The organism is Ralstonia mannitolilytica, assembly GCF_000954135.1.
Classification (GTDB): Bacteria; Pseudomonadota; Gammaproteobacteria; order Burkholderiales; family Burkholderiaceae; genus Ralstonia; species Ralstonia mannitolilytica.
In genome coordinates this window covers 2595059-2608129 of the sequence record NZ_CP010799.1, presented here as the reverse complement: position 1 = coordinate 2608129, position 13071 = coordinate 2595059, and the positions used below count along the sequence as shown (strand labels likewise).

Annotated in this window: 15 protein-coding genes, 1 tRNA gene and 1 pseudogene; 11 read left to right on the top strand and 6 right to left on the bottom strand. The window is 64.2% G+C overall.

What is annotated here, in order from left to right; translation table 11 throughout:
* Positions 1-238: 238 nt before the first annotated feature.
* The 5 genes from TK49_RS12335 (at position 239) to pbpG (ending at position 4961) form a co-directional block, all read left to right on the top strand.
* Entirely contained in the window at positions 239-1201 is a 963-nt protein-coding gene (locus TK49_RS12335) for a histone deacetylase family protein (protein WP_257984042.1), read from the top strand.
* Positions 1198-2115 (top strand): DMT family transporter, encoded by a 918-nt coding sequence (locus TK49_RS12330; protein ID WP_045786961.1) that lies wholly within the window; start codon positions 1198-1200, stop codon positions 2113-2115. Before TK49_RS12335 ends, TK49_RS12330 begins: the two co-directional genes overlap by 4 nt.
* Before the next feature lie 53 nt (positions 2116-2168).
* The gene (locus tag TK49_RS12325; protein WP_045786960.1) at positions 2169-2612 is read left to right on the top strand and encodes an acyl-CoA thioesterase; all 444 of its coding nucleotides are present in this window, start codon (positions 2169-2171) and stop codon (positions 2610-2612) included.
* Positions 2613-2626: 14 nt separating this feature from the next.
* A complete protein-coding gene (locus tag TK49_RS12320) occupies positions 2627-3334 on the top strand; it encodes a nitroreductase (protein ID WP_045786959.1) in 708 nt (235 codons plus the stop codon).
* A gap of 439 nt (positions 3335-3773) precedes the next feature.
* Positions 3774-4961 carry a D-alanyl-D-alanine endopeptidase gene (gene pbpG / locus TK49_RS12315; RefSeq protein WP_045786958.1) on the top strand — a complete coding sequence of 396 codons (1188 nt, stop codon included), beginning with the start codon at positions 3774-3776 and terminating at the stop codon, positions 4959-4961.
* Positions 4962-5034: 73 nt separating this feature from the next.
* On the opposite strand, the gene TK49_RS12310 is transcribed toward pbpG, so the two are convergent.
* Positions 5035-5832: an IclR family transcriptional regulator gene (locus TK49_RS12310; protein WP_045786957.1), complete on the bottom strand. Its 798-nt coding sequence runs from the start codon at positions 5830-5832 to the stop codon at positions 5035-5037.
* Positions 5833-6072: 240 nt separating this feature from the next.
* On the opposite strand from TK49_RS12310, the gene TK49_RS12305 reads away from it, so the two are divergent.
* From TK49_RS12305 to TK49_RS24785, 5 genes and pseudogenes are all read left to right on the top strand, one after another.
* The gene (locus TK49_RS12305; RefSeq protein ID WP_045786956.1) at positions 6073-6798 is read left to right on the top strand and encodes a (Fe-S)-binding protein; all 726 of its coding nucleotides are present in this window, start codon (positions 6073-6075) and stop codon (positions 6796-6798) included.
* Positions 6799-6827: 29 nt separating this feature from the next.
* Positions 6828-8237: a LutB/LldF family L-lactate oxidation iron-sulfur protein gene (locus tag TK49_RS12300; protein WP_045786955.1), complete on the top strand. Its 1410-nt coding sequence runs from the start codon at positions 6828-6830 to the stop codon at positions 8235-8237.
* Positions 8234-8515, top strand: coding sequence for a hypothetical protein (locus tag TK49_RS12295; RefSeq protein ID WP_045786954.1), 282 nt, complete (start codon positions 8234-8236; stop codon positions 8513-8515). The genes TK49_RS12300 and TK49_RS12295 overlap by 4 nt, the downstream gene beginning before the upstream one ends.
* Positions 8516-8583: 68 nt before the next feature.
* Positions 8584-8890: pseudogene (locus tag TK49_RS25165) on the top strand (TM2 domain-containing protein); the annotation flags it as partial.
* A gap of 18 nt (positions 8891-8908) precedes the next feature.
* Positions 8909-9076: a hypothetical protein gene (locus tag TK49_RS24785; RefSeq protein WP_045787871.1), complete on the top strand. Its 168-nt coding sequence runs from the start codon at positions 8909-8911 to the stop codon at positions 9074-9076.
* A 3-nt stretch (positions 9077-9079) separates the two neighbouring features.
* On the opposite strand, the gene TK49_RS12285 is transcribed toward TK49_RS24785, so the two are convergent.
* The 4 genes from TK49_RS12285 to TK49_RS12270 all read right to left on the bottom strand — a co-directional run bounded on the left by TK49_RS12285 (position 9080) and on the right by TK49_RS12270 (position 11445).
* The gene (locus tag TK49_RS12285; RefSeq protein WP_045786953.1) at positions 9080-9841 is read right to left on the bottom strand and encodes an arginyltransferase; all 762 of its coding nucleotides are present in this window, start codon (positions 9839-9841) and stop codon (positions 9080-9082) included.
* On the bottom strand, positions 9828-10574 hold the full coding sequence (gene aat, locus TK49_RS12280; RefSeq protein WP_045786952.1) for a leucyl/phenylalanyl-tRNA--protein transferase: 747 nt from the start codon (positions 10572-10574) through the stop codon (positions 9828-9830). Before aat ends, TK49_RS12285 begins: the two co-directional genes overlap by 14 nt.
* Positions 10575-10597: 23 nt before the next feature.
* Complete coding sequence (locus TK49_RS12275; RefSeq protein ID WP_045786951.1) at positions 10598-11185, bottom strand: NUDIX hydrolase; 588 nt, start codon at positions 11183-11185, stop codon at positions 10598-10600.
* A gap of 183 nt (positions 11186-11368) precedes the next feature.
* Positions 11369-11445, bottom strand: a tRNA-Met gene (locus TK49_RS12270).
* Between the two features lie 228 nt (positions 11446-11673).
* On the opposite strand from TK49_RS12270, the gene TK49_RS12265 reads away from it, so the two are divergent.
* Entirely contained in the window at positions 11674-12711 is a 1038-nt protein-coding gene (locus TK49_RS12265) for a quinone-dependent dihydroorotate dehydrogenase (protein WP_045787870.1), read from the top strand.
* Positions 12712-12717: 6 nt separating this feature from the next.
* Here the strand turns inward: TK49_RS12265 and TK49_RS12260 are convergent, their stop codons facing one another.
* On the bottom strand, positions 12718-12909 hold the full coding sequence (locus TK49_RS12260; protein WP_045786950.1) for a hypothetical protein: 192 nt from the start codon (positions 12907-12909) through the stop codon (positions 12718-12720).
* Between the last annotated feature and the right edge of the window lie 162 nt (positions 12910-13071).

Below are 13071 nucleotides of genomic sequence, written 5' to 3'. Positions count from 1 at the left end.
TGTCAAGCATTCTTTGTGCATCGCACAAAAATCGGATTTTGCCGATTTTTCGTGCGCGGGAATTGCGCAGAGAACCGTTTGGCGTGATTTTTTGTGGCAGAAAAATGCGCGTTTATGGTGCGCAATCGAACGGGAAAGGGCGTCGGAGCGACAATCTCGTCTCAAAAAACAGGCGAGGGCGCACCGGGTTAGCATGCGCTGGACTGCCGATTACGTTGTAGTGGGATCCCAACTTCACATGCGCGCGTTCTATACCGATCATTTTGTGTTGCCGCTGCCGCCGGGGCACCGCTTCCCGATGCGTAAGTACAGCGAGTTGCGGCAGCGGGTGCTCACCCAGGTGTCGGGGGTGCAGATGCAGGAGGCTCCCCGCGCTGATGACGATGCGCTGCTGCTGGCGCATGCGGCCAGCTATATTGAGGCTGTCAGCGGCGGCACGCTCGACCCGGCGCGCCAGCGCGAGATCGGTTTCCCGTGGTCGCTCGAGATGGTCGAGCGCAGCCGCCGTTCGGCTGGCGCGACGATGGCCGCATGCGAGGCCGCCATGGTCGACGGCATCGCCGTAAATCTGGCAGGCGGAACACACCACGCCTATGCCGACAAGGGCGGTGGCTTTTGCGTGTTCAACGACGCGGCGATCGCTTCACGCTGGATGCAGCGCAGGCCGGGCAGAACCCCCGAGGACTTTCCGGTCGCGATCATCGACCTGGATGTGCATCAGGGCAACGGTACGGCATCGATCCTGCGCGACGATCCTTCGGTCTTCACCCTGTCCGTGCATGGCGAGAAGAATTATCCGTTTCGCAAGGAAGCGTCCGATCTGGACGTGGGTCTGCACGACGGCTGCTGCGACGACGATTATCTGCAGGCCCTGACCGGCGCCCTCGATATCCTGGCGGGCCGGTTCAAGCCGCGCCTCATTATTTACCTGGCGGGGGCGGATCCGCACGAAGGCGACCGCCTGGGGCGGCTGAAGTTGACCCTGGACGGCCTGGCACGGCGCGACCAGGAGGTGTTCGATTTTGCGTATCAGCGGTGCATTCCGATTGCCGTTACCATGGCGGGCGGCTACGGCAACAATATTGACGACACCGTGGCTGTCCACGCGCAGACGATTGCGCTGGCCGCCCGGCACGCACAGCGCTGGGCCGCCCGCGAAAGCGCTGCGGCTGCATCGACCTCTCTTCCGCTTTCCGCATGACACAAGCGTATTCCGTTGCGCCCGCGCAGGCGCGCGATTCCCTGTTCGTCGCCGCCATGCCATGGCTCTTCGTGCTGATCTGGAGCACGGGCTTCATCGTGGCCAAGTACGGGATGCCGTACGCCGAGCCGATCACCTTCCTGTTCCTCCGCTTTGTCGGCGTGCTGGTGTGCCTGCTGCCGCTGGTGTGGCTGGCGCGCGTGCCATTACCACGCAAGGCGGGCACGGGCGAGACCGATTGGGCCACCGTCGGCCACATCGCCGTGGCGGGTGTGCTGATGCAATGGGGATATCTGGCGGGCGTATGGGCGGCGGTCAAGCTCGGTATGCCTGCCGGGATGACCGCGCTCATCGTCGGCATGCAACCGATTCTCACGGCGCTGTACGTGTCGATGCGCGGCGAGCGTGTCTCGGGCCGCCAATGGCTGGGCCTGTTGTGCGGCATTGCCGGCGTGGGCCTGGTGGTGGCCAACAAGCTGCATCTGGCCGGTGTGGGCGTGACGACGCTTGCCCTGTGTGTGGGCGCGCTGCTGTCGATTACCGTGGGCACGCTGTATCAGAAGCGCCATTGCCCTGTGTTCGATCTGCGCATGGGCACGTGCATCCAGTTTGGCGCCTCCGCGCTGCTCTGCCTGCCGTTCATGTTCTTGTTCGAGACCCGCGACGTGCATTGGACCGTGCAGATGATCGGCTCGCTCGTGTGGTCGGTTCTGGCGCTGTCGATTGGCGCGATCTCGCTACTGTTCGTGCTGATCCGCAAGGGCGCGGCCACCCGGGTGACGTCGTTGCTGTATCTGACGCCGCCCACGACCGCCGTGATGGCGTGGGCGCTGTTCGGCGAGCGGTTTCCGCCGCTCGCGGCACTCGGCATGGTCGTTGCCGCATGCGGCGTGGCCCTCGTCATCCGCAAGTGACCTCGCCCGGGCCGCTGGTATCCTCATCACATTCGATTGCCCCGCTGACACCCATGAGCACGCCACGCCAGACGCGCGACGACTACCGCCATTTCCACACCATCACCACGCGGTGGATGGATAACGACGTCTACGGCCACGTCAACAACGTCGTCTACTACAGCTACTTCGACACCGTGGTGAACGCGTATCTCATCGGCGAGGGCGTGCTGGACCCGGAGCGCAGCGAGACCATCGGCCTCGTCATCGAGACGCAATGCAATTACTTCGCGCCGCTGTCGTTTCCGGATCCGGTGGTGGCAGGGCTGCGCGTGGCGCGCCTGGGGAACACGAGCGTGCGCTACGAGGTGGGCCTGTTCCGCGCAGACGCGCATGAAGCCGCTGCACAGGGCCACTTCGTGCACGTGTATGTCGATCGCGAAACGCGCCGGCCGGTGCCGTTGCCCGGTGCGTTGCGTGCGGTGCTTGAGCCGCTCGTCTCCAGCGCCGTCGCCTGAGCGTTTGCGTCGCCATGAACGACCGCCGACCCACCGCTGCTGAAGTCGAGCTCGTCGATCGCGCCATCACCTCGCGCCGTTCAGTTCGCGCGTTCCTGCCGACGCCTGTGGCACGCGAAGACATTGAAGCGATTCTGGACGTGGCGCGCCGCGCGCCCTCCGGCAGCAACACGCAGCCTTGGAAGGTGTACGTGCTGACGGGCGAATCGAAGGCGCGCCTGTCGGAATCCGTGCTGGCGGCATACGACCATCCGGAAGTCGACACACTGCATCGCGAGGAATACCCGTACTACCCGCGCACGTGGGTCGATCCGTATCAGAGCCGCCGCCGCAAGGTCGGCTGGGATCTGTACGGCCTGCTCGGCATCGGCCGCGCCGACAAGGAGCGCATGCACGCCCAGCACGCGCGCAATTTCCGCTTCTTCGACGCGCCGGTCGGCATCATCTTCACCATCGACCGCGTGATGGAGCAGGGCAGCTGGCTCGATTACGGCATGTTCCTCGAAGCCATCATGGTGGCGGCCCGTGCGCGCGGCATCGATACATGCCCGCAGGCCGCATTCACCCAATTTCACCGCGTCATCCGCGAGCAACTCGGCCTGCCCGACGAAGAGATGGTCGTCTGCGGCATGTCGATGGGCTATGCGAACCCGACGGCCATCGAGAACACCCTCGTCACCGAACGCGCGCCTGTCTCGCACTTCACCCGTTTCCTCGGCTGACGTCGCAATCGGTGCCGCCTGCGTGCTACAGCGCACATCGTCGCGCAAAGCGAGAATTGGCGCGGAAAAGTCCTCGAAATATGTCAACAGATTCGACCGATGTGTCGTTAGACTTTCCATCATGCGATACCGCGTACGAAGCGCGCGTGTCGTGAGGCACGGTCCGGGCAAATTGTCAGCCGCAATTGTTGTTGACAGACGCGAGGGAATCTCGTGGCGATTTCCGACTCCGTTCTCATTGCACGCAGAGCGTCATGTGCTGTTTGCGCAACTTTTTTCGCCCTTTTCGTCCTGCCTTGGCAGGAGATTGCGTCGAAATGATGACCGAATGATAAGGCTCCCGAGGTCAAACTTTAACGGCGTGAGCTAAGTCCTTCATCTTGCTAAGAATTTTGTTTTTGCCTACACTTGCGCCATCTCACGCGCGGGTGATCGAACCATGTCACGGTCTGTTTCCTCATTTTTTCGACGTCTCGGCTTCGTTTCGCTGATGACCGTCGCGCTCGCCGCCGCGTCCATCACGACCGCTCACGCGGCCACGTCGTCCAAGAAGCCTGCTGCCAGCAAGACCGCCAAGACGAAAGGCAAGGCCGTTGGCAAGCACAAGGCCGGCGCCAACGTTGCAGCTGCAAGCAGCGACGAAGCCGCTACCACCAAGGTCCGCAAGGTCGTCACCGTCAAGGGCAAGCGCCGCGTGATCGTGGTCGAGCGCGGCGCGCGTCCGGTGCGCGCCGCTTTCGTGCCGGCAGCCCCCACGCTCGGTGAGGCCATGGGGCTGCGCTCCACGCCCGATGCACTGGCGCTGCGTTCGTCCGTTGCGCTCGTGATGGACCAGAACACCGGTGAGGTGCTGTTCCAGAAGAATTCGTCGGCGGTGCTGCCGATTGCGTCCATTACCAAGCTGATGACCGCGCTCGTCGTGATGGATGCGCACCAGCCGATGGACGAACTGCTCGAGATCACCGAGGAGGATCGCGACTACGAGCGCAATACCGGCTCGCGCCTGCGCTTTGGCACGATGCTCACGCGTGAAGACCTGCTGCTGCTGGCGCTGATGTCGTCGGAGAACCGTGCAGCGTCGGCCCTCGGCCGCAACTATCCGGGCGGCCGTCCGGCCTTTGTTGCCGCCATGAACCGCAAGGCGCGCGAACTCGGCATGAACGACACGCACTACGTCGATTCGAACGGCCTGTCGAGCAGCAACGTGTCGAGCGCGCAGGATCTGGCCAAGATCGTGATGGCTGCCTACAAGGTACCGCTCATCCGCCAGTTCACGACCACGACCGAGCACACCGTCAACGTGAACGGCCGCTCGCTGCATTACGTCAACACCAACCGCCTCGTGCGCGGCGGCGACTGGGACATCGGCCTGCAGAAGACCGGTTTCATCAACGAGGCGGGCCGCTGCCTGGTCATGCAGGCCAATGTGCACGGGCGCAACGTGGTGATGGTGTTCCTGGATTCCGCCGGCAACCTGACGCGCTTTGCCGATGCCACGCGCGTGCGCCACTGGCTGGAGCGTAATCCGCATGTCGAGCCGGCCACGCAGGCAGCTGCGCCGCTGCGCAATGTTCCGGTGTCGACGCAGCCGCCGGCCGTCCTGGCTTCCGAGCAGCACGGCGCCTGATCTGCCGCATGCCCCAACAAAAAAGCGCGTTCGAGGACGCGCTTTTTTGTTGGGCCGACACCTGCACGGCGCGCTATTCGACGCGCGCTGCCGGTTCTTCGTGCGTGTAGCCCATCCCCTTGGAAATCTGCAGGGCGGTGTCCTTGAGGTTTTCCAGCCAGCTGTCCTGCAGCCGGTCGGCCGGCGCGGACAGCGACAGACCTGCCACCAGCCGGCGCGAATCGTCATAGATGCCGGCAGCGATGCAACGCACACCCAGCTCCAGTTCTTCATTGTCGCGCGCGTAGCCGTTCGTGCGGACCCAGTTCAGCTCACGTTCGAGCTTGGGCAGGTCCGTGATCGACGTGCGCGTGTGGCCCGACAGGCCCGTGCGTGTGGCATAGGCTCGCACTCGGCCGATCTCGTCGGCGGCCAGGAACAGCTTGCCGACCGAGGTCAGATGCAGCGGAGCGCGGCCGCCGATGGCGCGCACCACCTGCATGCCCGAGCGCTCCGAATAGGCGCGTTCGATGTAGACGATCTCGTCGCCCTGACGTACGGAGAGGTTGACCGTCTGGCCGGTCAGGCGGTGCAGCGCGCGCATTGGCGCCAGCGCGGCTTCGCGCACCGACAGGCGTGCCTTGACGAGGTTACCCAGCTCAAGCAGTCGCATGCCGAGGCGGTAGCTGCCAGGGTCGGACCGATCGACAAAGCGGCAGGCCACCATGTCGTTCAGGATGCGGTGGGCGGTGGACGGGTGCAGGCCAGTGCTGGCCGACAATGCCTTGAGGCTCACAGGGTCGGCATGTTCGGCCAACGCGTCGAGCAGCATCATCATGCGTTCGATGACCTGGATGGACGTCTTGCCAGGGTCCTTGTCTGCTTCTGCCATGGGTGCAGTGGGTTGCGGATGCGATGCAAAATTTTATCCCACCATGTGAAAACGCGCACCCTCCCATCGCGTGATCCCGTCTATTTTCGAGGGCATTCTCGACTGTGCCGAAGGTGTGCCTGCGTAGGGCAGGTGAAGTGCACTCACGACCAGCATGAACAAGTTCTGTGCCGTGCGAGCCGCCCGGGACGGACATCCGGGCGCATAATGGCGGCTTCCAGAAGAGACATGAGAGTTCCCATGCGCGTAGGTCTGTTCGTCACTTGCCTGGTCGATCTGATGCGGCCCGACATCGGGTTTTCGGTGTTGAAGCTGCTGGAGAAGGCGGGTTACGAAGTGATCGTGCCGCCCGCGCAGACGTGCTGCGGCCAGCCGGCCTACAACTCTGGCGACCGACCCCTGGCGCGCGACCTGGCCGAGAAAACCCTCAAGGAATTCGAGCAGTTCGACTACGTCGTCATTCCGTCGGGTTCGTGTGGCGGGATGATCCGCAAGCACTACGCCGATCTCTTTCGCGACGATCCGGAACTGGCCGGCCGGTACGAGCGCCTGGCGCCGCGCGTGCACGAGTTGACCGATTTCCTGGTCAACGTGGCGCGCGTTGAATCGCTCGATTCGGAATTCAAGGGCCATGTGACTTACCACGATTCGTGTTCCGGTCTGCGGGAGCTCGGGGTGAAGGCGCAGCCGCGCGAGTTGCTTGCCAAGCTGCCGGGCGCGCAGCTGACCGAGATGCCGGCGTGCGAAGCGTGCTGCGGCTTCGGCGGCACGTTTTCGATCAAGTACGGCGACATCTCCACCGCCATTGCCGATGAGAAGTGCGCCAACATCAAGGCGAGCGGCGCCGATGCCGTGGTGCTCGGGGACGTGGGCTGCATGCTCAACATCGAGGGCCGCCTGCGCCGCACCGGCGACACACGCACGCGCGTGCTGCATATCGCGCAGGTCCTGGCCGGCGACGCCTGACCCCACGAACCCGACGGAGACGCAATCGCATGCAAGTCCGCAGCATGGAATTCAAGGCGCGCGCCGGCCAGAAGCTTGCCGACCAGCGCCTGCAGCAGAACCTGACCAAGCTCTCGACCAAATTCGTCACCGCGCGCGCCGCGGCCATCCAGGAGATCGACTTTACGGCGACACGCGAGGCGTTGAAGGAGCGTCGCAACCGCGCGCTCGAGAACCTCGACGTCTGGCTCGCCACGTTCGAAGCCGAAGCCACGCGCCGTGGCGCCAAGGTCCTGTTTGCCGAAACGACGGCCGATGCGGCGCGGCTGGTCGCGGAAATCGCGCGCAGGCACGACGTGAAGAAAGTCATCAAGAGCAAGTCGATGGTGACCGAGGAGATGCGCCTGAACCAGGTGCTCGGCGAGATGGGCGTGCAGAGCATCGAGACCGATCTGGGCGAATACATCCTGCAGATCAACGACGGCGAGCCGCCGTCGCACATCATCGCGCCGGTGGTGCACAAGGATAAGGAAGAGATCGCAGATCTCTTTGCCAAGACCCACAAGAAGCCGCGCCTGACCGACATTCCGCAGATGACCCGCGAGGCGCGCGAGGTGCTGCGGCCCGAGTTCCTCTCTGCCGACATGGGCGTGACGGGGGGCAATTTCATCATTGCCGAAACGGGCTCGGTCGCCATCGTCACCAACGAAGGCAACGAAGGCATGTGCACGATCATGCCGCGCGTGCACGTTGCCGTGACCGGCATCGAGAAGGTGTTGCCCACGCTCGAAGACTTGGCCACGGTCATGCGCCTGCTGCCGCGCTCGGCCACGGGGCAGGCCATTTCCAATTACTTCTCGCTGTTGACCGGCCCACGCGCCCCGGGCGAGCAGGATGGCCCGGAGCATATGTACTTCGTCCTCGTCGATGGTGGCCGCAGTGGCCTCATCGGCGGCGCGTTCCAGGAGATGCTGCGCTGCATCCGCTGCGGCGCGTGCATGAACCACTGCCCGGTCTATCAGAAGATCGGCGGCCACGCGTATGGCTGGGTGTATCCCGGCCCGATGGGCAGCGTGCTGACGCCGAGCTACGTTGGGCTGTCGAACGCCCTGGATCTGCCGCAGGCTGCCACGCTGTGCGGCGAGTGCAATCGCGTGTGCCCGGCGTCCATCCCGCTGTCGGACCTGCTGCGCACGCTGCGCGAGAAACAGATGGAGCGCGAACTGCGTCCGCCATCGGAGCGCTTCGGCCTGCGGGTGTGGGGCTTCATGGCGCGGCGTCCCGCGCTGTATTCAGCCGGCACATGGGTCGCCGCACGCGTGCTGCGCTGGATGGGCGGCGACAAAAGGCTGATCCGCTCGCTGCCGGTAGGCAAAGGTTGGACGGACACGCGCGACATGCCGGCACCGGCCGGCAAGACGTTCCGCGAGCTGTATCGTGAAAAGAGGGCCCGGGCATGACGGCGGCTGAATCGTTGCAGAACCTGCGTGAGGCGCTCGAGCGTCACACGAAATCTCCCGACTTGCCGCGACTCCTGAATCAATGGCGCGACGATGCCACGCTCGCGCCGCTGGCCGTCCTGCCGCCGGCCTATGACCAGGTCCGACGCTCGCTGCTGCAGCGGCTCGATATGGCGGTGTCGTTCGGCGAAGAGAGCTGCTCGTTCTCGCCGGCGTCGCTGCTCGCGGAAATGCGGTTGTGGACAGACAAGGCTGAAGCCAAGCTCGCCGCCATGTAGCCGGTGGTCGACATGGAACGTGCCATGCGGGTGAGTGTCTGACACGTTATCCCGTGGCAGCCAGCGCCATGAACCGGACCGCCCGCGAAACCATGCTGTACGACGCCCTGAAGAAGAGCGCGGGACTCGCCTGCCTGAGGTGGTTTCCTCCTGGGTCTTCTGGTCGGGCCGCTTTGATCTGAAGCGGCCGGGAAGCGCCATCGCGCAGGCCGTCACCAGTATCGGGGGCACGTGGTGGCGTCCGCGATATGGGCAATACCGCCGACTCGGTGCTGGCAGTGATTGGCGGGCGTTGGGTACTTGGGGGACTTGTTCCTGATTCCGGGGATGGTCCGTGCGTACAACACGGTGTTGGCCGAGCAGCTCGGCCACGCCCGGACAGGGGGTGACATCATGAGCAAGAGAATCGCGTGGAAACGTCCAGCGTTGTGGGCGGCGGGCCTCGTGTGCGTCGGCGCAGCGCTGACGGCGTGCACGACGTCGCGTGATCAATATCGCGACAGCTCGAACATCAGCACGTATGGCGTGGTGGACGTCGGCATCGAGCGCACGTCGCGCTGACAGTCAACCCTTGGCTTGCGCCACGTCGTCAAATGGCCGCCATTCTCCATTGACCAACAGCTCCAGCGGCTGAAACAGCGCCTTGTACGCCATCTTCCGGCTCTGTTCGATCCAGTAGCCGAGATACACATAGGGCAGGTCCAGCGCCTGCGCCTGGGCGATCTGCCACAGCACGTTGTACGTCCCGTAGCTGGCCTTGTGCTCGAGCGGATCATAAAACGTGTAGACGGACGATAAACCGTCTTCCAGCACGTCGATCATGCTCACCATGCGCAACTTGCCCGCGGATGGCGACTCGGGCGGCTCGCGAAACTCCACCAGGCGCGAATTCACGCGGCTTTGCAGCAGGAACTGCTCGTACTGGTCGCGGCTGTCGTGGTCCATGCCGCCGCCGGCGTGGCGAATCGACTGGTACAGCAGATACAGCTGGTAATGCTCTTCCACATAGGTAAGCGGCGCCACCAGGGCTTCGAGTGACTGGTGTCGTTCCGCCGCCCGGCGCTGCGCACGCGACGGCACGAACTGATCGACCACGACGCGGCATGGCGTGCAGGCATGGCAGTCGTCGCAATGAGGGCGGTACGTGAAGATGCCGCTGCGCCGGAAGCCCGCGCGTACGAGCTTGGAATACACGTCGGCGTTGATGAGGTGTGCCGGCGTAGCAACTTGCGACCGCGCCAGGCGGCCATCCAGGTAGCTGCATGCGTAAGGCGCAGTGGCATAGAACTGCAATGCCGAGAGGGGGAGTTCCTTAAGCTTGCTCATTGCGCGTAGTCCACCGGCGGAGTACCGACTTGTCGAAGTACCACGGCACGATGGCCGGCGCGTTGGCCGCTTCCCGCACATGTGCGAGAAACGCCGCGCGCGGCACCGGCGCTGCGCCCAGCGACGCCAGGTGCTCGGTCTCCTGCTGGCAGTCTATCATCGCGACGCCCTGGCCGCCCAGGAAGGCGCAGAGGGCCGCGAGCGCAATCTTCGACGCGTCGGTGCGACGCGCAAACATCGATTCGCCGTAGAACATCCGGCCCAGAGACACCCCGTACAGTCCGCCCACACGCTCGCCCGCATACCAGCTTTCGACGCTGTGCGCATAGCCGCGGCGGTGCAGGGCGGTGTAGGCGTGGATGACGTCCTCGGTGATCCACGTGCCGTGCTGGCCGGGGCGGGCCGTCGTGGCGCAATCCACCATCGTCTCGCGGAATGCGTGGTCGATGCGGATTTCCCATGCCGGATTGTCGAGCACCCGGCGAAGCGTCTTGCGGAAGGTCGTCGACACGCGAAAATCTTCCGGGCGCAGAACCATGCGCGGATCGGTGCTCCACCACAACACCGGCTGGCCCTGGGCATACCACGGAAAAATGCCTTGCCGATATGCGATGAGCAGCCGTTGCGGAGACAGATCCGCGCTGGCCGCCAGCAACCCGGGCGCCTCGGAGTCTGGCCCGAGCGCACGATCGACCGGCGGGAAGGGATCGTGCGGATCCAACCAGGCGATCATGATGCGGACAACTTGGGATGGGGTTACGGCGTGGTGGCGGGCGTATCGATGGCCGCCGAGCGCATCGGCTTGTAGATGTCCAGCGTGTGCAGCCGGAAGCTGCTGTCCGACAGTTTGCCCGCCGCGCGGTCCGCAAAGAAGCAGCGCAGGGTGTGGATGACCGTGGGGAAGGCGAGGTCATCCCACGGGATATCGGCCTCGTTGAACAGCGCGACCTCGAGACTTTCTTCGCCGGGTGCGAAATCGAGGTCGTTCAGGCTGGCCAGATAGAAGAGATGCACCTGATGCACGTGCGGCACATTGAGCACCGAGTACAGCTCGCCGATTTCAACGCGGGCGCCGGCTTCCTCAAGCGTTTCGCGCGACGCGGCCTGCGCCGTGGTTTCGCCGATTTCCATGAAGCCCGCGGGCAGGGTCCAGAAGCCGTAGCGCGGCTCGATCGCGCGCTTGCACAGCAGGACCTGATCTTTCCAAACGGGCACGGTGCCGACCACGTTGCGCGGATTCACGTAGTGAATCGTATTGCAATGGTCGCAAACGTCGCGCAGCCGGTTGTCGCCGGCAGGAATGCGCGATACGACTGGCTGGCCGCAGTTGGAACAGAATTTCATGGGGAATCGTTGCGGGTGGAATGCCTCAGTGTATCACCGAGGCAGTAGCCGTCAGCCCGTGCGGCGGGAGCCGGAGTATCCAGTGCGGTGCGCGACGAGCGGCGCGCAGAAAGCAAAAAGCCCGCTTGGTTGCGGGCTTTGCTGCATCGGCTCAGGTCTTGGAGCGAGCCGTTCGACTTTGGCTGGTTGCGGGGGCAGGATTTGAACCTGCGACCTTCGGGTTATGAGCCCGACGAGCTGCCAGACTGCTCCACCCCGCGTCCGTCGAAAACAAGACTATATCGGAATCCGTGCGGCGATGCAACACCTTTTTGGAGAACATGCTTCTTGATGGTGCGTGGGGGTCCTTGCGATTCACCAGCCAAGCGTTGTGTCGACTGGCTTTTGGACACTTTCAGCCTGGCAATGTTCGAATGCGGCGCTCACGATGCATGGCAATGGGCGCGCCGTTTACAATGCCGCCTTCCGCGTTCTCCTGGATTCCGATCGTGCTCAACGCCTTGTTGTATCCGCTTGCCCGCCCGCTGCTGTTTTCGATGGACCCCGAAGACGCGCACCACTTCACACTGAATCAACTCAAGCGCGCGCAGGCCATGGGGCTGTCGGGTTGCATTGCGGCGCGTGTGGCGCCGCAGCCGCGCACGGTGATGGGCGTAACGTTTCCGAATCCGGTCGGGCTGGCCGCTGGCCTGGACAAGGACGGCGCGTACATCGATGCGCTGGGGGCACTCGGTTTCGGCTTCATTGAAGTGGGCACGGTCACTCCGCGCGCGCAGCCGGGCAACCCGCGCCCGCGCATGTTCCGTCTGCCCGCTGCAAACGCGCTGATCAACCGCATGGGTTTCAACAACGGCGGCGTCGACGCGTTCATCAACAACGTGAAAGCCTCGAAGTGGCGCGAAGCAGGCGGCGTGCTGGGTCTGAACATCGGCAAGAACGCCGATACGCCGATCGAGCGTGCCGTCGACGATTATCTTTACTGCCTCGAGCGGGTCTATCCGCATGCGAGCTACGTCACGGTGAATATCTCGTCGCCGAACACCAAGAACCTGCGCCAGCTCCAGGGTGCAAGCGAGCTCGACAGCCTGCTGGGAACCTTGCGCGATGCGCAGCAGCGCCTGGCCGATCAACATAAGCGCTACGTGCCGGTGGCCTTGAAGATCGCGCCGGACCTGGATGACGATCAGATTGCCAACATTGCCGATGCGCTGCTGCGTCACAAGATGGACGGCGTGATCGCCACCAACACGACGATTCGCCGCGAGGCTGTCGCGGGCTTGGCCCATGCGGAAGAGGCAGGTGGCCTGTCGGGGCAGCCGGTGCGCGAAGCGTCGACGCGGGTCATTCGGGCGTTGCGCGGTCTGCTGGGCGAGTCCGTGCCCATCATCGGCGTCGGTGGCATCCTGGCGGGCGAACATGCGCGCGAGAAGATCGACGCCGGTGCGCAGCTCGTGCAGGTCTATACGGGATTGATCTATCGCGGCCCCGCGCTGGTGGCCGAATGTGCCAGGGCGCTGGCGCGTTGAGGCCGGCTAGCGCCGGACCGCAAGGATGACCAACGCGCTGGCGGCGACGATCGCCGCGGCGAGGTCATACGGGCCGGCATAATCGGCCCACACGGCCGGGTCGAGATGCTCCGCAAAGGCGGGTTGCACCCACGGCAGGATCACGCGGGGAATGGCGAACAACAGCGCGGCGACAGCCAGCAGGACAACCCAGGCCATGCGGGATGTACGTGTGAGCCGGACGAGCCGGACGCAAGGGGTGGGCAAGGTGGTCTCCTTGCGGGAGCCGGCGGGTGGTCCCGTCGACAGAAGTTTGCAATCGAGGTGTGTCCGTCATTCTCCTACAGATTGATGTCGGGTGCCGTCCTACATTCGGCTAGG